The organism is Pseudomonas sp. LLC-1, assembly GCF_002992185.1.
GTDB classification, from domain to species: Bacteria; Pseudomonadota; Gammaproteobacteria; order Pseudomonadales; family Pseudomonadaceae; genus Aquipseudomonas; species Aquipseudomonas monteilii.
Map to the genome: position 1 here is coordinate 1 of NZ_LUVY01000012.1, position 20,420 is coordinate 20,420.

General features: G+C 63.0%; 6 protein-coding genes. 3 read left to right on the top strand and 3 right to left on the bottom strand.

The annotated features are described in order from the left end of the window. The 3 genes from A0O30_RS10925 to A0O30_RS10935 all read left to right on the top strand — a co-directional run. The coding region (locus A0O30_RS10925) for a non-ribosomal peptide synthetase (protein ID WP_146256312.1) at positions 1–4,822 on the top strand (4,822 nt) is incomplete at its 5' end. Beyond that, a complete protein-coding gene (locus tag A0O30_RS10930; protein WP_105946478.1) occupies positions 4,819–13,935 on the top strand; it encodes a non-ribosomal peptide synthetase in 9,117 nt (3,038 codons plus the stop codon). The genes A0O30_RS10925 and A0O30_RS10930, both read left to right, overlap by 4 nt. 38 nt (positions 13,936–13,973) lie before the next feature. Continuing rightward, positions 13,974–14,945 carry an alpha/beta hydrolase gene (locus A0O30_RS10935; protein ID WP_104834268.1) on the top strand — a complete coding sequence of 324 codons (972 nt, stop codon included), beginning with the start codon at positions 13,974–13,976 and terminating at the stop codon, positions 14,943–14,945. Positions 14,946–15,029: 84 nt separating this feature from the next. On the opposite strand, the gene A0O30_RS10940 is transcribed toward A0O30_RS10935, so the two are convergent. From A0O30_RS10940 to A0O30_RS10950, 3 genes are all read right to left on the bottom strand, one after another. Further along, a complete protein-coding gene (locus tag A0O30_RS10940; protein WP_105946479.1) occupies positions 15,030–17,441 on the bottom strand; it encodes a TonB-dependent receptor in 2,412 nt (803 codons plus the stop codon). A gap of 118 nt (positions 17,442–17,559) precedes the next feature. Then, positions 17,560–19,209 carry a cyclic peptide export ABC transporter gene (locus A0O30_RS10945; RefSeq protein WP_105946480.1) on the bottom strand — a complete coding sequence of 550 codons (1,650 nt, stop codon included), beginning with the start codon at positions 19,207–19,209 and terminating at the stop codon, positions 17,560–17,562. Positions 19,210–19,322: 113 nt separating this feature from the next. After that, the gene (locus tag A0O30_RS10950) at positions 19,323–20,417 is read right to left on the bottom strand and encodes an aminotransferase class I/II-fold pyridoxal phosphate-dependent enzyme (protein ID WP_105946481.1); all 1,095 of its coding nucleotides are present in this window, start codon (positions 20,415–20,417) and stop codon (positions 19,323–19,325) included. Positions 20,418–20,420: the final 3 nt, after the last annotated feature.

Consider the following 20,420-nt stretch of genomic DNA (forward strand, 5'->3'; position numbering starts at 1 on the left):
GATCTGGGCCGAGGTGCTGAAGCTCGATCAGGTCGGTGTGACGGACAACTTCTTCGAACTGGGAGGGGACTCGATCATCTCGATCCAGGTCGTCAGCCGGGCAAGGCAGGCCGGTATCCGCTTCACGCCCAAGGCGCTGTTCCAGCATCAGACCGTACAAGACCTGGCCTCGGTGGCCACGCGCATGGAAGGCAGCGGCCCGCAGATCGACCAGGCGCCGGTGATCGGCGAGACACGCTTGCTGCCGATCCAGCAGGCGTTCCTCGAACAGTCGATCGCCGAGCCACATCACTGGAACCAGGCGGTCCTGCTGACCTCGACCAAGGTCATCGATAGCGCCGCGCTGGAGAAGGCCTTGCACACGCTGCTTGAGCATCACGATGCGTTGCGCCTGCGCTTCACGCCACCCCAGGACGCGGGCGCTTGGCACGCCGCTCATTGTGCGCCGGGCGACGTCGAGGCCGGGTTGCTGTGGGCCGAGACCCTGACCGATCCGGACGCGCTACACGCCCTGTGCGAGCGCGCGCAGCGCAGCCTGAACCTGCAGCAGGGGCCGCTGTTGCGCGGTGTATTGGCGACCCTGCCCGATGGCAGCCAGCGCCTGCTTCTGGTGATTCATCACCTGGCGGTGGATGGCGTGTCCTGGCGCATTCTCCTGGAGGACCTGCAAAGCGCCTATGACCGTCACGTGGCAGGTCAGCCTGCCGTGTTGCCTGCCAAGACCACCTCGACCAAAGCCTGGGCCGAACGGCTGCAGGCCTACGCGCAAAGCGAAGCGCTGCAGGCAGAGCTCGGCTATTGGCAGTCGCAGTTGCAAGGGGTTGACCCGCAACTGCCTCTGGACAGGGCGGATGGATCGTTGCATGGCCGCCACGGCGCGACGGTGCATGCACGCCTGGACCGGCAGCAGACCTCACGGCTGTTGCAACAGGCGCCGACGGCATACCGCACCCAGGTCAACGACTTGCTGCTGACCGCACTGGCCCGAGTGGTTGCCCGTTGGACCCAACGCGAAGACGTGCTGGTGCAACTGGAAGGACACGGCCGTGAGGACCTGTTCGATGCGGTCGACCTGACGCGGACGGTCGGCTGGCTGACCAGCCTCTTCCCCGTGAAGCTGACCGCTGCGGCGGACCTCGGCGCCTCCATCAAGCAGATCAAGGAGCAACTTCGCGCCATTCCCGACAAGGGCATCGGCTATGGCGCGCTGCGCTACCTGGGGGATTCGCACGCGCACGATGTGCTGGCTGGCCTGCCAGTGCCCCCCATCACCTTCAATTACCTGGGGCAGCTTGACAGTACCTTTGCCGAAGGCGCGGGCCCGGGCACCGAGCGATTCCTGCAGCCAGCCAGCGAAAGCAGCGGCGCCAGCCAGTCTGCCGAGGCCCTGCTGGAAAACCTGCTGTCGATCAACGGGCAGGTCTATGCCGGTGAGTTGAGCCTGGCCTGGACCTTCAGCCAGGCCATGTTCGACCGCGCCACGGTCCAGGCCCTGGCCGACGACTACATGACCGAACTCCAGACGTTGATCGAGCATTGCGTCAGCCAGGGCGCGGTCGGCCTGACACCGTCCGATGTGCCGCTGGCAGCGCTGGACCAGGCCCAGCTGGATGCGTTGCCGATCCCGGCGGGCGCAATCGATGACATCTATCCGCTCTCGCCCATGCAGCAGGGCATGCTGTTTCACACGGTCTTCGAGCAGGGCCAGGGTGAGTACGTCAATCAGATGCGAGTCAACGTCTCGGGGCTGGATATCGAGCGTTTCAAGCGTGCCTGGCAGGCAATGCTGGATCGACACGACGTATTGCGCGCCGCATTCGTCGCCCATCTGGAACGCCCGGTGCAGGTGATTCGCAAGCACGTCGAGCTGCCGTTCGACGTGCTGGACTGGGCCGACCAGGATGACCTCGAGGGGCGTCTGGATGCCTGGGCCGAGGCGGATCGTCGGCGTGGCTTCGACTTGCAGGCCGCACCGTTGCTGCGACTGACGGCCATCCGGACAGGCAGCGGCCGGCATCACCTGATTTTTACCAGCCACCATATTCTGATGGATGGCTGGAGCAATGCGCAGCTGCTGGGCGAGGTGTTGCAACACTACGCAGGCGTTGCCCTGGAGCACCCGGCAGGCCGCTACCGCGACTATATCGAGTGGCTGCAGCGCCAGGACGCGGGGCAGAGCGAGACGTTCTGGCGCCAGCAATTGCTGCACCTCACCGAGCCCACGCGGCTGGCTCAGGCGCTGCGTCAGGATCGCAGCCGCGCGGACACTGGCCATGGCGAACATCATCAGACGCTCGACCCGGCGTGCTTCCAGGCGTTGAGCGCGTTTGCCAGGCAACGGCGGGTGACGGTCAATACCTTGCTGCAGGCTGCCTGGCTACTGCTGTTGCACCGCTATACCGGCCAGGAAGGCGTGGCATTTGGTGCCACGGTTGCCGGACGGCCGGCAGACTTGCGCGGTGTCGAGCAGCAACTGGGCCTGTTCATCAACACCTTGCCGGTGGCTGGCAGGCTGCAGCCTGACCTGCGGGTGGGGGAGTGGGTCGAACGTCTGCAGGCGCAGAACCTGAGCATGCGCGAACATGAGCACACGCCGCTCTATGACATTCAGCGTTGGGCAGGCTCGGCCGGTGAGCAGTTGTTCGACACGCTGCTGGTGTTCGAGAACTACCCGGTTGGTGAAGTCCTGCAGCAGGGTTCCAGCGCGGGCCTGGTGTTTTCGGGCACGCAGAATCGTGAGCGGACCAACTATCCGTTGACGCTGATGATCGACTCGGGCAATGCGCTGACGATCCATTACCACTACGACCGCAGCCACCTCGGCGACACCGGCGTGGAGCAGATCGCCCGGCACTTTGCCAATCTGCTGCACGCGCTGGTGCAACACGCCGATACCCCTGTCGGTGAACTGCGGATGCTCGATGACCAGGAACAACAGCGCATCGTCCACGACTGGAACCGTACCCAGATGCAGTACCCGCAGGCGCACTGCCTGCCCGAGCTGTTCGAAATGCAGGTCGCGCGTACCCCTGAGGCCCCGGCTCTGCGGTTTGGCGAACAGACCTTGAGCTACCGCGAGCTCAACCAGCGAGCCAACCGGCTGGCGAGCAAGTTGCGCACGTTGGGCGTCGGGCCAGATGTGCTGGTCGCGATTGCCGTCGAACGATCGGTGGAAATGGTCGTGGGCCTGCTGGCGATTCTCAAGGCTGGCGGCGCCTATGTGCCACTGGACCCGGAATACCCCCGCGAGCGCCTGGCGTACATGATGGAGCAGAGTGGGGCGCACTTGTTGCTGACCCTCAGTCATCTGCTGCCGCAACTGCCCACGCACGGCGCGCAGGCCTGGTGCCTGGACAGCGACTGGCATCAGGTCGAGGCCTTCGATGGCGAGAATCTCGGCATCGTGCAGCACCCCGAGCATCTCGCCTATTGCATCTACACCTCCGGTTCCACCGGTCGGCCCAAAGGGGTCGAGGTACGCCACCAGGCACTGGTCAACTTCCTCGCCAGCATGGCTGTCGAGCCTGGGATCGACGCCAGCGACCGGGTCCTGGCGCTGACTTCGCTGTCGTTCGACATCGCCGGCCTGGAGCTTTACCTGCCGCTGTTGGCCGGGGCTTCGGTGGTACTGCTCGGCGAGCGCCAGAACAAGGACCCGTCGGCGCTGCAGGCGGTGATCGAGCGCCACGCCATCACCACCATCCAGGCCACACCGTCGACCTGGCGCATGCTGCTGCAGGCGCTGCCGGCGCAGACCTTGCGTGGCTGTAAGGTCATCAGTGGCGGTGAGGCACTGCCTGTCGACCTGGCCGAGCAGCTCCTGCCGTTGTGCGGACGCATCTGGAACCTTTACGGGCCAACCGAAACGACGATCTGGTCGGCGGCGTACTGCCTGGACAACGAACACCCTTTGCCGTTGCTGGGCAAGCCGATCGCCAACACCACCTTGCAGGTCATGGCGCACGATCTCTCGACAGCCGCGGCCGGCATGGCCGGGGAACTGATGATCGGTGGCGATGGCCTGGCCCGGGGGTATCAGCGCCGTGCCGCGTTGACCGCCGAGCGCTTCGTCCCGGACCCCTACGATCGTAGCGGGCAGGGCGGTGGCAGGCTCTACCGTACGGGTGACCTGGCCAGCTATCGCAGCGATGGCCTGCTCGAGTACGTGGGCCGCATCGACCACCAGGTGAAGGTGCGTGGCTATCGCATCGAACTGGGCGAGATCGAGGCAAGGCTGATTGATGATCCTGCGGTGCGCGAGGCGGTGGTCATCGACATCGATGGGCCTGGCGGCAAGCAACTGGCCGGCTACCTGGTCTCGAACGGCGAAGCGGTCGCGACGGAGGAACAGCGCAGCGCCTTGCGTCGGCACCTGCGCGAACAGCTGCGCGCGTCCTTGCCGGATTACATGGTCCCCGCGTACCTGACCTGGCTCGATGCGCTGCCGCTGACGCCCAACGGCAAGCTGGACCGCAAAGCCTTGCCCCAGCCCGACCTTGGCGTATCGCAGCAAGGCCATGTCGCGCCGCAGAGCGAGGTCGAGCAGCAGGTCGCTGCCGTCTGGGCACAGCTGCTGAATGTCGAGAAGGTCGGTCTCAATGACAACTTCTTCGACCTGGGAGGGCATTCGCTGCTGGCGCTGTCGGTGCTCTCGCGCTTGCAACTTTCCCTGGGATTGACCGTGGAACCGGCCGTGCTGTTCCAGCACCCGGTCCTGGGCGATTTCGCCAGATACATCGAATCCATCGGCGACGCGTCGGCTTTCGACGAAAAACTGCAGCGTCTGGATATGCTTTTTGAAGAGTTCGAGGTGAATGAATGAGTAATGATGCCGCGCTGAATATCGCCAAGCGTTTTGTCACGCTGCCGTTGGCCAAGCGCAAGCTGTATCTGCAGAAGATGCACGCCGAGAACATTTCTCCGGCCAACTTGCCAGTGCCTTGCGTTCAAACACTGTTCGACGTCATTCCGGTTTCGTTCGCCCAGCAGCGCCAGTGGTTCCTTTGGCAGATGGACCCCCAGGGATCTGCCTACAACCTGCCAGTCGCCTTGAGGCTCAAGGGCGAACTGGATAGCGAGGCGTTGCGCGCGAGCTTCGAGGCACTGCAGGCACGCCACCAGACCCTGCGAACCACGTTTGGTCTGAACGACGATCAGGTGGTGCAGATCATTCATCCACACAGCGTGTTCACGCTCGATGTCGAGCAGGTTGACCGCGAACCGGCAATCGATCTCGAACAGCGCCTGCAGGCGCTTGTAGAGGCCGAGGCCCGCGCGCCTTTCGATCTTGAGCACGAACGGCCTGTCCGAGTCAGGCTGCTACGGGTAGCAGAAGATGATCATGTGCTGATCATTACGCTGCACCATATCGCCACTGACGGCTCGTCGATGCACCTGATGGTCGAAGAGCTGATCCAGCACTACGCGCATCACTGCATGGGGCAGCCCCTCGCGCTTCCCGAGATGCCGATCCAGTACGCCGACTATGCCATCTGGCAAAGGCACTGGATGGAAGCGGGGGAGCAGGAACGACAGTTGGCGTTCTGGAAGCAGCACCTGGGGACCGAGCACCCGGTTCTCGAGCTGCCCAGCGACCGCCCGCGCCCAGCGAACCAGTGTTTCGAGGGCGCCAGCGTGCACCTTGAGATCGAACGCCGTCTGGCCGATGCCCTCAAGCAACTGGCGCAGCAGCAGGGTACGACACTCTTCACGCTGCTGCTGGCCAGCTTCCAGACCTTGCTGCATCGGTACTGTGGGCAGGATGACATCCGCATCGGCATCCCGGTCGCGAACCGCAACCGTGTCGAAACCGAGCGGCTGATCGGCTTTTTCGTCAACACCCAGGTGCTCAAGGCCGAGTTCGGTTCGCTTGTGCTCTTCAGCGACCTGCTGGCCCAGACGCGCCAGATGACGCAGGATGCCCAAGCCCACCAGGACCTGCCGTTCGAACAACTGGTCGAGGCGCTGCACCCTGAGCGCAGCCTGAGCCACAGCCCGCTGTTCCAGGTCATGTACAACCACCAGAAAGTCGCCGCAGGTACGCGGCGTAGCCTGCCTGGCCTGCTGGTCGAGAACATTGCCTGGCAACGCAAGACGGCGCAGTTCGACCTGACCCTGAACACCGTCGAGCACGACGAAGGTATCTCGGCAGAGCTCAATTACGCCACGGCGCTGTTCGATGAGCCAACCGTGCAACGCATGGCGCGGCACTGGATCAACCTGCTGCAATCGATCGTCGACCATCCTCGGCAACGGATCGGCGAGCTACCCCTGCTCGCGGCCGATGAACAGCAGGAAATTCTCGAACACTGGAACCACACCCAGGCACCTTATCCCGGTGATCGGAGCGTGCATCAGTTGATCGAGGCGCAGGCAGGCGAAACACCTGATGCCTTGGCCGTTCTGTTCGGCGAACAGCAGCTCACCTATCGACAGCTCAATCAGCGCGCCAACCGCCTCGCTCACGCATTGCGCGAGCAGGGGGTAGGGCCCGACGTGCTGGTCGGCATCGCGGTCGAACGCTCGCTGGAAATGGTCGTGGGCCTGCTGGCTATCCTCAAGGCCGGCGGCGCCTACGTTCCCTTCGACCCTGAGTATCCGAGGGATCGGCTTGCTTACATGATGGACGACAGCGGTATCGGGTTACTGCTGACGCAGCGTGCGTTGCTCGAACACCTGCCGATCCCTTCCAGTGTGCGCAGCATTGTGCTGGATGACGACGACAGTTGGCTGACGGCTTTCAGCGCCGACGATCCCGTGCACCTCACCCACCCCGAACACCTTGCCTACGTGATTTACACTTCGGGCTCGACAGGGCGACCGAAAGGTGCAGCCAACGCGCACCAGGCATTGGTCAACCGCCTTGTCTGGATGCAGAAGGCCTATGGTCTGGGCGCCACTGATACGGTCCTGCAAAAGACCCCCTTCAGCTTCGACGTCTCGGTGTGGGAGTTCTTCTGGCCCCTGTTGACCGGCGCCAGGCTGGCGCTTGCGGAACCGGGTGACCACCGCGACCCTGAGCGCTTGGTGAGCACCATTCAGAGACACGGCGTGACGACGTTGCATTTCGTGCCATCGATGTTGCAGGCGTTCATGACCTGCGAGCATGTCGAGCGCTGCGATACCTTGCGACGTGTCGTCTGCAGTGGCGAGGCGTTGCCTGCCGATCTGTCGGAGCAGACCTTGGCCCGATTGCCACACGCCAGCCTGTACAACCTTTATGGCCCTACCGAAGCTGCGATCGACGTAACCCACTGGACCTGCCGGCCATCGTGCCCGGGCAGCGTCCCGATCGGCACGCCCATCGACAACCTCAAGACGCACATTCTCAGCCGCGATCTGCTTGCGCTTCCTCATGGCGCAAACGGCGAGCTCTACCTGGGCGGCGTCGGCTTGGCGCGAGGCTACCATCGCAGGCCGAGCCTCACCGCTGAACGGTTCGTCCCGGACCCTCATGATGCAAGCCTGCAGGGTGGGGGGCGGCTGTACCGCACCGGCGACCTGGCGCGTTATCGAACAGGGGGCGTGATCGAGTACGCGGGGCGTATCGATCATCAGGTGAAGATCCGCGGCTTGCGCATCGAGCTGGGCGAGATCGAATCCAGTCTGCTTGAGCATGCGGGTGTTCGCGAGGCGGTAGTGATCGACATCGACGGGCTCCATGCCAAGCAGCTGGCTGCGTACCTGGTGCTTGATGAAGGGGCGGCCAGTCATGAGGAAATCCTGCAACATCTCAAGGCCGCATTGCCCGACTACATGGTGCCGAGCTACCTGGTGTCGCTGCAGGCCTTGCCGCTTACCCCCAATGGCAAGCTGGATCGCAAAGCGCTGCCCAAACCGGATGTGAGCCAGCAGCAGAAAGCCTACGTGCCGCCGCAGAGCGCGCTGCAAGCGAAGCTCGTGAGCATCTGGGCCGATGTGCTGAAGCTTGAAAGAGTGGGCATCACCGACAACTTCTTCGAGCTTGGAGGCGACTCGATCGTGTCGATCCAGGTCGTCAGTCGGGCCCGTCGGGAAGGTATACGTTTCACGCCCAAGCAATTGTTCCAGCACCAGACCATCCAGGGGCTGGCGTCCGTGGCAGAGCAGGATGACGGCGGCACCTCGACGCTCGACCAGGGGCCGATCATCGGCAAGGTGCCCTTGCTGCCCGCCCAGGCACGCTTTTTCGAACTGCAGGGCAATGGTGATGCACCTGACAGCATGGTGATGACGCTCAGGCCTACCCGTGCGCTTGACCCCGACACGACGGAAAAGGCCTTGCAGGCCGTATTGGCGCACCACGACGGGTTGCGGTTGGCGTTCAATGCCGCGCAGGAGGCGCACGGGGTGCCGCTTTCCGAACACCAGGCGCTTTGGCAGAAGGAGCCCGTGCTGTGGCTTGCAGCCGTGCAGGACCCGGCACAGTTGGGCGCGTTGGCCAGGCAGGCGAGTGCCAGCCTCGATGTGCATAGAGGCACCCTGGTCCGGGCAGTCCTGGCGACGCTGGCAGATGGCAGCCAACAGCTGCTGCTGGTAAACCATGCGCTGGCGATGGACGAGGCATCCCGGGACATCGTCCTGCAGGATCTGCGCCTGGCCTGCGAGCAGCTCGACGCAGGGCAGCCTGCGGCGCTTCCCGCCAAGTCCACCTCGGTTCAGAGCTGGGCGTATTCCGTGCATGACTCGCTCGAGGATGCTCCGAGCGTATTGAGCCATTGGCAGAAGGCACTGGCCGGGATCAGTGACGAGCTGGTTGGCAGCCCACGAGAAGCAGGGGCGCCCGCCGACAGTGCAACGTTGGGTACCTGGCTGGACCTCGACCTGACCCGACGCCTGACAGAGCAGGCCGCCGCAGCCTACCGCGCCGAGCCCGGCGACCTGCTGCTGGTCGCGCTGACGCGTGTCTTGGCCCGCTGGACAGGCCAGGACAGGGTCTTCCTTGGCGTGCAGGCAGATACCCGTCGCCAGACATGCTCGGGTGTCGACCTGAGCCGCACGGTTGGCTGCCTGGATTATCCGTTCCCTGTCGTTCTCGACATTGACAAGACCACGCTGGATGGCGCGATCAAGGGGCTCAAGCAACAGTTGCGTACGGCTGCCGACAAGCGCCTGTCGTTCGCCGCGTTACGCTATCTGGGAGACGAAGCCAGCAGGGAAACCTTGGCCGCATTGCCGGTGCCGCAGTGCTCCTTCAGCTACCGGAAGGCGCTGGCCAACGTGCTGTTCGAGCCATTGAAGAACGGGGAAGGGCGTGAATCGTCGTGCGGCAACGGTCTGTCGGTCGATGCTCGGGTATGGCCGGAGGGGTTGCGCATCGACTGGCGCTTCAGCTCACGGCGTTTCAGCGAGTCCACCATTCAAGGCCTGGCTGAAGCGTTCCATTCGGAGCTTGTGGCGCTGATCGAGCACTGCACCCTGCCAGGCGTCGCAGGGGCCACCCCGTCCGACTTCCCGCTGTGTTCGCTCAGCCAGACGCAACTGGACGAGCTGCCGGTTCCGGTCGCCGAGATCGCCGACATGTACCCGCTGTCGCCTGCACAGAAGGGCATGCTGTTCCATTCGATCGAAGACAGTGGCAATGATCTCTACATCAACCAGGTCAGCCTGCCAATCAGCGGGCTCGATATTGAGGCGTTCGTCGGCGCATGGGCAGCGGTCACCGCACGGCACGAGGTATTGCGCACCAGTTTCCACTGGGTCGGGCTGGATGAGCCGGTACAGATCGTGCACGCCCAGGCGCACATGCCGATGCGCGAAATCGACGCCCGGGCGGATGCAGCGCCGGACAGGTTGGCCGGTGAGGTCGCGCGTGAGGAGCTGGTGGCAGGTTTTGACCTGACACAGGCTCCGTTGCACCGCATGGTTCTGGTTCGACTGACGTCGTCGAGTTACCAGATGATATGGACGAGCCATCACCTGTTGATGGATGGCTGGAGCAAGTCCAGGCTGTTTGCCGAACTGATGCAGCATTACGCCGGCCAACCGGTCACTGGCACCAGCGGCCGCTACGGCGATTTCATTGCCTGGTTGCAGGCGCAGGACAAATCTCGTCAGGAAGCGTTCTGGCGCGGCAGCCTGGCGCACAGCGAGGTGACCTCGCTCAGTCAGGCCGTGTACCCACGGCACACTTCGGATGAACCGGGCCACCACGCGCTGTATACCCGGCGTGACGCCGCATGGACCAAACGCCTTCAGCAGTACTGCCGAACGTTGCGTATTACCCCTAACACCCTGATCCAGGGCGCCTGGCTTCTGCTGCTGCAGCGCTACACGGGCAAGCGCAACGTCACTTTCGGCGCGACCGTGGCCGGGCGCCCAGAGTCGCTGCAGGATGCCGATACCACCTTGGGCCTGTTCATCAATACCTTGCCTGTGTCGCAGACGCTGGACCCTCTGATGCGCCTGGCGGACTGGCTGCAGGCCTTGCAGGCCTACAACGTCGAGCTGCGCAACTGGTCGCATACGCCGTTGAACGAGGTTCAACGCTGGTCGGCCGTGCCGGGGCAGAAACTCTTCGACAGCATCATCGTCTTCGAGAACTACCCTATCGACGAAGGTTTGCGTGAGGCGCCCGAGGCAGGTCTGGAGTTCGGTGATTCCAATGACGTGGGGGTCACCAACTTCCCCATGGACCTTGCGGTTCACCTCAACGATACGCTGATGATCGAGTACCTTTACCTGCGCAATGCGTTCAGCGAACAGGCGGTCGACGGTATTCGCCAGACCATGGAGTCGGTGCTTGAAACCCTGCTGCAGGATGCGCAGGTACGCCTTGGCAACCTGGACATTGTGCCCGCTGCGCAGCGCGCCCCTGTCGCGGACACTGCCACGCAAGCGCTGGCAAGCTACCGCCCGGAGCGGATGGCAGAGCTGATCATCGAGCACGCCCACGATCGCCCCGATGCCATCGCCCTGGTCTGCGGCGATGAGCGCATCAGTTATGCGGAGCTGGACCGCCGTTCGGGGCGCCTGGCGCTTGCCTTGCAGGCAAGCGGTGCCGGACCTGAAACGGTGGTTGGAGTGGCATTGCAACGCTCGGCGGAGCTGGTCGTCGCGCTGCTCGCCGTAATGCGCACAGGCGCCGCCTATGTGCCATTGGACCTGGAGTATCCGATGGAGCGCCTGGCCTGGATGATCCAGGATTCAGGCATGTCGTTGATGATCACCCGGCCAGAGTGCCGCGACGCTCTGCCGGAGCATGGCCACCTGCTCGTTCTCGCGCCTGATGCGCAGCCTGCCGATGCAGGCTCGGCGTTCGTCGACGTTGCCGTGGACGAGCGTTGCCTGGCCTATCTGATCTATACATCGGGATCGACCGGCAGGCCCAAGGCCGTGGCGGTGTCTCAAGGCCCTCTGAGCCGGCATTGCCAGGCGATCATGCGGCTCTATGAAATGGGGCCTGCGACGCGAGAACTGCACTTCATGTCCTTCGCCTTCGACGGGGCCCAGGAGCGCTGGCTCAGCGTGCTTGCGAGCGGAGGCGCTCTGGTCATTCGCGATGGCGAGTTGTGGACTGCCGAACAGACGCTTCAGGCACTTTGGCAGCATGAAATCACGATCGCCTGCTTCCCTCCCGCCTACCTGAAACAGCTGGCAGAAGCGGTGCATGACGCGGGGCACGAGCCACCGCCAGTGGATATCTACTGCTTTGGTGGCGATGCCGTGCCCGAGCAGACCTTTGAGCAGGTCAAGGCTGCACTCAGGCCACGGCTGTTCACCAATGGCTATGGCCCGACCGAGACTGTGGTCACGCCGTTGCTCTGGAAGGTGGGCGGCGGCGCACGTTGCGAGGCTGCCTATGCACCCATCGGCCATGCGGTCGGCTGCCGTACGCTGCACATCCTCGACAATGACCTCAATCCGTCAGGTGTTGGCTTTGCCGGTGAACTGATGATCGGCGGTGATGGCATCGCCCGTGGTTACCATGGCCGTGCGGGCCTGACGGCGGAACGTTTCGTGCCTGATCCGGCTGGCGAGGGCGGGCGCATGTACCGCAGTGGCGACGTAGTCCGACAGCGCCTGGATGGATTGGTCGACTACGTGGGGCGTGCCGACCATCAGGTCAAGCTGCGTGGCTTCCGGGTCGAGCTTGGTGAAATCGAAGCGTGCCTGCGGGCGCAGCCTGGCATCCGCAATGCCCTGGTGGTGGTCAGGGAAAGCCCGGTAGGCAAACAGCTTGTAGGCTACGTTGTCAGTGAGCAGGCGGGTATCGCTGGCGAACTGAAGGCGCGCCTGGCCGACCACTTGCCTGATTACATGGTGCCTGCCTACCTGATCGAGTTGGCGCAATTTCCTGTCACACCCAATGGAAAGATCGACCGCGTGCGATTGCCTGAACCCGAATTCATTTCGACGCAGTTCCAGGCAGCGAGAAACCAGCGGGAATCGATCCTGGTGGATATCTGGGAGCAGGTTCTACAGGTCGACGATTTGAGCATCACCGATAATTTCTTCGAGCGGGGAGGGGACTCCATCCTCAGCCTGCAAGTCGTCTCTCGTGTCAGAAACCATCCGCAGCTCGACCTGGACCTCAAGCTGCGTGACTTGATGCGTTATCAGACGATCGAGGCGATTGTTGCCAATTGGGAGGCCGCGCCTGCGGTGGTTGAGGCGCAGCTGTCGACAGAGGTCGACCAGCGCCTGTTCAACCTGCTGCCTATCCAGCAGTGGATGTTCGAGCAGCACCTGCCAGATCCCGCCCATTTCAACCAGGCATTGATGCTCAGGCCCCGGACGGCCCTGGACCTCGTCGCCCTTGAGCAGGCGCTGCAGCATGTCGAACTGCATCACGACGCGCTGCGGCTGCGTTTTTCCCAGCCGCACGGGCAGTGGATGCAGTGCTATGGCGAGCCTTCCGGTAGCACGATGCCCAGGCTGAACCTGCACCGTGTCGAGAGCATGGAGGCGATGACGGCACTGGCCAACCAGGCGCAACGCAGCCTCGATCTGGCGCAAGGCCCACTCTGGCGCACCCTGCACATCCAGCTGCCGGATGGGCAGGCGCGGTTGCTGTTGATCCTTCACCACTTGGTCATGGACGGTGTGTCATGGCGCATTTTCCTCGAGGACCTTCAGACTGCCTATGCGGCGTGCTGCCTTGGAACAGACCCTGTGCTGCCTGCACGGACCAGCAGCTACCGGTCATGGGTCGAGCGCCTGCAGGCCGAGGCAACATCCATCGAAGCGCAGCAGGGCGACTGGTGGCTTGATCAGGTTCGTCCTTGCGCCGGGAAGCTGCCCTGCGACAACCCGCGCGGTCGCAATCACTCCAGCCAACAGGCGGTGAGCCATTTCCGGCTGACGCCGCAACAAACGACGCAGCTCCTGAAGCAGGCCCCGGCTGCCTATGGCACGCAGGTCAATGACATCTTGTTGACGGCGCTCGGGCGTGCACTGGGCCGCTGGACCGGCCAAGAGGCGGTGATGGTGCAACTGGAAGGCCATGGCCGCGAGGACCTGTTCGAGGGCGTCGATGTCTCGCGTACCCTCGGCTGGTTCAACAGCCTGTTCCCGGTCCGCCTCACATCACGCCTGGACGACACGGCAGCGCAAGCCATTCGCAGTACGCAGCGGCAGCTGGCAGCCATCCCCGAAAAGGGTATCGGCTACGCGGTCTTGCGCCAGTTCGGTTCGGGTGAGATGCGTCGGCAATTGCTTGAAGGTGCCCAGGCCGAGGTCACCTTCAACTACTTCGGGCAGTTCGATCAGCACTTCGACGAGCATGCGTTGCTGGAGCCAGCTGCCGATGATCCGGGCGATTGCTACCACGCCGATGCCAACCTGGTGAACCAGCTGCAGACGGTAGGGCAGGTCTACGACGGGGTGCTCTCGTTCCGCTGCATCTACAGCAAACGCCGCTACAGAGCCGAGACGATAGAGCGGTTGATGGAACAGTTCCAGCGCGAGCTGGTGGCACTGATCGAACATTGTGTGGACGTGACTGTCCCGGCCTGACGGCCGAGGACAGCAACGCCGAGCATTTAGGGAGTTTCATGTTGAATAACGCTTTGGAAGCCTTCCTCGACCTGGCTGGCTTGAACCTTGATATCAAACCGCTGCACACGCTTTCTCCGGCCCAGGCACGGGCAACCTTCGAGTCGTCTTCGCAACGACTGCGCTGGCCCGTGCCTTGGGATCTGCGGGTCGAAGACCTGTCGGCTGTCGTGCGCGATGGCAGTTCGCTTGCGTTACGGCTTTACCGACCCTCGGTTGACGCGGGCGAGAACTTGCCAGTGGTGCTGTATTTCCACGGTGGGGGCTACGTGGTAGGCAGCCTGGATTCGCACGACGGCGTATGCCGAGAGCTTGCCGGGCGTACCCGTTGCGCGGTGCTTTCGGTCGGTTACCGGCTTGCCCCGGAACACCGTTTCCCGACGGCCCATGAGGACTGCGCAGATGCCGTGCAGTGGCTGGCGACCCAGGGTCGCCGCCTGGGGCTCGACCCGGCCCGGGTCGTGTTCGCCGGCGACAGCGCAGGTGCCACCTTGGCCGCTGCGCTGGCGATCGAAGCGGCAAGGCAGGGCCCGCAGGCGGCGATAACGCCTGTTGGCCAGCTGCTGTGCTACCCGATAACGGATGCAAGCTGCAAGCGTTCGTCGCATACCGTGTTCGGTGAAGGGTATTTGCTGGAAGACGAGACACTCGACTGGTTCTACGCGCAGTACGCGCAGTCCGACGAAGACCGCCGGGATTGGCGTTTCTCACCGTTGCTGGCGGATGAGCTTGCGGGGCTTGCACCTGCGATCATTCTGTTGGCAGGCCTGGACCCGCTGCTGGATGAAGGCAAGGCCTACGCGGCGCGGCTTGAACAGGCCGGGGTGAACGTTGAATGTATCGTGGCAGAGGGCCTGACTCACGATCTGCTGCGAACACTGTCCATCGTGCCGGAAGTCACGGAGGTCTACGACCAGTTGGCCGTCGGCGTGCGCCGTTGGTTGCAGGCCGAAGGTACCGGCAGCCGATAACGCTGCCCGGGACGCAAAAAAATCCGATGCGCGTTTCCGGGCATCGGATTTTTTGCATTCAGGGCCAAGGTCAGCCCAGCGGCTTCAGTTTTCGTAGCGCAGGGTAAGGCCGAAGTTACGCGGTGCGCCGAAGTAGTTGCCCAGGTTGCTGTTGAAGACAGACGAATAGTACTTCTTGTCGAACACGTTGTTCAGGTTGAGTTGCACGCTCAAGTTGTTGTTGATCTTGTACTGCGTGTTGAGATCGACAAGGTTGTAGGCGCTCTGCTTCACATCGCCCAGGTAGATCTTGCTCTGGTGGTAGACGTTGCCACCGACTCTCCAGTCCTGGAAGCGGCCAGGCAACTGATAGTTGGTCGAGACCTTGAACAGTCGTTGCGGGGCCGTTTCGGTCGAGTAGTCAGTACCTTTCTTGGCGCCGGAGACATACTCGGGATGGCTGTAGGTGTACCCCGCCATCACGTTCCACTGCGGCAGGACCTCACCCCCGACCTCGATGTCGAAACCACGGTTGCGTACCTTGCCGCCTTCCTCGTAGCAACTGTAGGCACCGCCTGGGCCACATTTCCCTGTTCCGTTGATCTTCTCGGGCATGTGGCTCTGGTCTACCTGGAAGAGCGCGATGGCGGTGTTGACGCGGCCACCCAGAAACTCGTTCTTGATCCCGACTTCGTAGTTGGTGCCGGTGATCGGGCTGAGCAAGTGGTTATCCAGGCCATAGTTGGCCTGCAGTTGGTAGATTTCGGTGTAGCTGGCATAGACCGAGGTGTTGTCGGTGACATCGTAGACGATGCCGCCATACGGGATGATCTTGTTCTTTTCCTCGAACGGTTCCATCTCGTCCGGTGACTCGTACTTCACCGAGCTCAGGCGGCTGCCCAAAATCACATGCAGATCGTCGGTAGCGTTCAGGCGCGTCGCGGCATAAACCCCCTTGTCCTTGCGCACCGCCCGGTACTGCAAGCGCTCGCCACTGTAGGTAGGGGTGGCGACCAGGTGAGGGTCGAAATCGAGAATGTCGACGGTCGTGGGGTTGTCGTTGTAACGCGATTCGTTGATGAAGCGATCCTTGCGTGCCGTAGCACCGAAGACCAGCTCATGCTTGCGACCGAACAGGTCAAACGCACCATTGAGCGCCGCATCGAGGCTGATCTGCTCGTCGTCGTACTTGGTATCGTTGGTACGCAGTTGGAGCTGGTCGTTGCCCACGTTGGTGCCATACAAGGCAAGGAAGTCAGCATTGGACCAGGTCATGCTGCCGTTCACGGTCAGCTTCCAGTCCTCGTTGAATTCGTGCCGAACGTCGCCGAACACGGTGCGGTTGATCTTGTTCAGGTGTGCCCAGCCCGGCGCGAAGGAAGTCGATCGGGAGAAGGGGTAAAAGCTGCCGCTTTTCTGAGTTGGCAGGCCGCCCCAGTCATATCCGCCATTGTTGTCCTTCTGCAACACGGTACCCAGGCTGACCGTTGTCCAGTCGCTCAGGTCGGCTTCGCCGATCGCATAGAACAGCTGGTTGTCCTTGTTGGCCCTGTCCACGAAACTGTTGCCGGCACTGTAGAGCATGACCGTGCGCCCGCGAAGGGTGCCTTCGGCATTGAGCGGGCCACCAACGTCGATCTGGCCGCGGTAGTTGTCCCACGACCCTGCGCCGATCTCCGCCTTCATCTGGTAGGTATCGCCCGGGCGCTTGCGCACCAGGTTGATCGCTGCCGAGGGCGAGCCGGCGCCTTGCATCAGGCCGTTCGCGCCGCGAACGAACTCGACCCGATCATAGATCGCCATGTTGTTCACCGAAGTGACGTCCATGGAGAAGCTTTCCGAGATGCTGCTTGGCACACCGTCGTACTGCAGGTCGTTGACCTGGAAACCCCGAGAGAAGTAACGCGAACGCTCGGTACCGAAGTCCTTCACGGTATTGATACCGGTGGCAGCGCGCGCGACATCGTCGAGTGACTGCATGTTCTGGTCGTCCATCTGGCGACGCGTCACCACACTGACCGACTGTGGGGTTTCGCGAGGCGACAGGGCCAGCTTCGTTGCGGTATTGGTGGAACCGGTGATGTAAGACCCTGTTCCCTCGGTTGTGGCACCCAGGGTTCTGGACTGGATACTCGTGGCATCGAGCAGCATCGCGCTGCCACCTTCGTAGGCCGCCTGCAAGGTCAAGGTGTTGTCGCGCAACTGATAGCGCAAGCCACTTTCCCTGAGCAGCACGCGTACCGACTCATCCAGATTGTAGCGGCCGCTCAACGCACCTGAGCGCAGGTTCTGTACGGCATCGGGCTCATACAACACCTGCACGTCGGTCTGCTCCGCAAATGCCTTCAGCGCCGAGCTCAAGGGCTGTGCCGGGATATTCAAGGTCAGTTGCTGATCTTGCGCCTGGACGGCCAAGGGCAGGGCCAGGCTCAGGGCCAGTGCTGGCAGTTGGGCGTTGAATGCGCGTCGAAGGCCAAGCGCCCGGGTCAGGTGATTCAATCGAAGGTGGGTGGGCATTTCGGTGCTCGTTGTAGATGTTGAGTGGATAGGCTGGGCAGATCTTTTTTTAGGGTGACTAGGGGTATGACGCACGGCTGATGACAAACCGGAATGCAAATGTTTCGCTTTTATTGCATCAGGCGACGCACGCCTCGACGACCACCTTGCCGGCCGCCATGCGCACCAGCTGGTCGGCGACATCGAAATAGCGGTCATCGTGGCTGATGACGATGATTGTCTTGCCCAGGCGCTTCAGCTCGGGCAGCAGCTCGGTGTAGAAGATGCGCCGGAAGGTCGGGTCCTGGTCTGCAGCCCACTCATCGAACACCAGCACCGGGCGCTCTTCGAGCCAGGCATTGATCAGCGCCAGCCGCTTGCGTTGCCCGGTCGAGAGGTCGGTGGTGGTGAAGCTGCCGTCGCGGATGCTGACCTTGTGTGCGATTTCCAGCCTCTTGAGATAGACCTCGGCGCTCTCTGGCACCTGCTTGGCGCCCAGGAAGGGGTCGTCGAACAGGTAGTAATCGGAAAAGATGGTGGTGAAGAGCTGGCGATAATCGTCGCGATCCCGCGCGGTGATGGGCTGGTCGTTGATGCGAATCTCGCCTTGTTGCGGCGGGTACAGGCCTAGCAGCAGCTTGATCAGGGTGGTCTTGCCACAGCCGTTCTCGCCAACGATGAAGACGATATCGCCCTGGCGGATCTGCAGGTTTACCGGCCCCAGGGTAAACGGTGCGTTGCCGTCGACCGGGGGGAAGGCGAAGCGCACATCACGCAGCTCGAGGGTGCGCAAGGCGGGCAGCTGGCTGGCCTTGTCTTCGAGCAGCAGGTGCGGCTCTGGCGAGGAGAACCGTTCGGAGAGCTCGGCAACCCGGCGGAAGGCGATCTGGGCGCGGCTGATGATTGGCAGCGTGCCTATCAGGTATTCCAGTGGGCCTTTCATGTACAGCAGCACCAGGACGAAACCGCTCATGACCGCTTTGTCGCTGTTGGGCCATAACGATTGCAAGGCGAGCGCCAGGCCGATGACCACGAAGAACAGCATCGAGCCGAAGGTCTTGGCGATGACGAAGGTATTGATGGAGCGGATCTGGGTATCGCGAATCAGGTCGGCCGTGCCCTGGATGTTGCGGCTGAACATACGTTGGCGGCGAGCGCGGTGGATGCGCAGCTCCTTGGCGCCACCGGCGATCGCATTGTAGTGTCGTTGCAGCTCATCCTCGGCATCACGCGCCGCGACGAACCCCTGCATGCCCCGGGCCCGTGCGATGTACTGGACGACGGTGCCGAGGGCGATAGCGGTCAGGATCAGCAGGAACATGGGCAAGGACAGCATGGCCAGGTAGCCCAGGCAGCCCAGGGTGACGGTCAGGGCGATCGCCAGGGGCGCGAAGGCGAAGGCGAAATCGCTGATGGTGTCCACGTCATGCGTCAACACCGGGATCAGCCGATGGCTGCGATAGCGCTCGATTTGTTCGATGGGGGCCGACAGCACCTTCTCGCCCAGCGATTTGCGCAAGGCGGCAATGATGTGCTGGCCCACCCGGTTGCTACCGATGTCGGAAAACACCGAGCTGGCCAGGGCCACCAGGCAAAGCCCGGCGAAGCCCCAGACCACGCCTTGGGTCAGGCCGGAATCGTCGTGCAGGGCCCGGTTGATGGTGGCCAGCAGAAAGGTGATGCTGAGGCCGCCGACCATGCCCAGGATGACGGAAAGCGCGACGGTGTATTTAAACGGCTTGAGCAGGGCGAAGAGGTCCTGCACGGCGCCGCGGGTGGGCTGGGACATGATGTGCTCCTGAATAGATCAGCCGACGCTGGCGGGGGGAGCAGCGCCTTGCGGGCGCTGCTGTTGGGTAGGTGTTAAACGAAGCCGCGGAGGGTGGATTTAGGCGGCTGACCTCAGCCGTGCATGACGTCAAGAAACGCCTTCAGGAAGGCCTGCATCTGCGCCGGCGTGCCAACACTGACACGCATCCACTGCGGCCACGCCTCGAATACCCGCCCGACCCGGATGTTGCGTTGCGCGAGTGCCTCGATCACAGGTTTGGCGGGGCGCCCGAGGGCCACCATGAAGCAGTTGGCCTGGGCGTCGGTGCAGCGGTAGCCGGCCTTTTGCAGGGCGTCGATCGTGTTCCGCAGAATGCCTCGATTGATGTGTTTTCGTTCGCTGACCAGGTCTTCTTGTTGCAGGCTGGCGATGCCGCCCATGGCGGCGGCAAGTGGCACGAAGTTGTAGCCGTTCAGGCGTTGCAGGTCGGCGAGCAATGCTGGTTTCCCGACCACCAGCCCCAGGCGGGCACCGGCCATGCCATAGAGCTTGGAGAACGTTCTCAGGACCATGACGTTGTCATGGCGGACCGCCAGGTCCAGGCAGGAGGGCGCGTCGGTAAAGTGGATATAGGCCTCATCGATGATCGCCAGGCTGCCTGCCGGCTTGTGGGTGACCAGGTGCTCGATGTCGGCGCGTGGGGTCAGCGTGCCCGTGGGATTGTTCGGGTTGCACAGGTACAGCACCCCGGGTTGCCGGGTGGCGGCAAGCATGCCGCGTACGTCATGGGCGTGACGGGCATCGAGCGGCACCTCATGCACGGTTGCGCCGACAGCCCTGGCGCCATTGGCCACCGAGTCATAGGTCGGCGCGGCGGTGACCACGCTGCGCTTGTCGGCGTGGCGAGCCAAGGCGTACTGCAACGGCGAGCGGGAGCCGCAGAAGACGGCCACATGGTCTTCGGGGACCTGGTTTTGCCGGGCGAACAGCTCAGCCAGGCGGTATTCGTGTTCCGGAAAATAGTGCCCGCTCTGGCGAGCGCCCTGGTGCATTGCTTCGAGTGCCGAAGGGCAGGGGCCATACGGGCTCTCGTTGTAATCCAGGCGGATGATGGCGTCGTCCGCCGGTGGGTCGCTCGCTGCGCCCGCCGCCCAGGCGGGCATGGCGGGGGCGAGGCCGGTCAAGGTAGCGGCGGCGACGAAACGGCGTCTGCTCAAGGTGGGCATGGT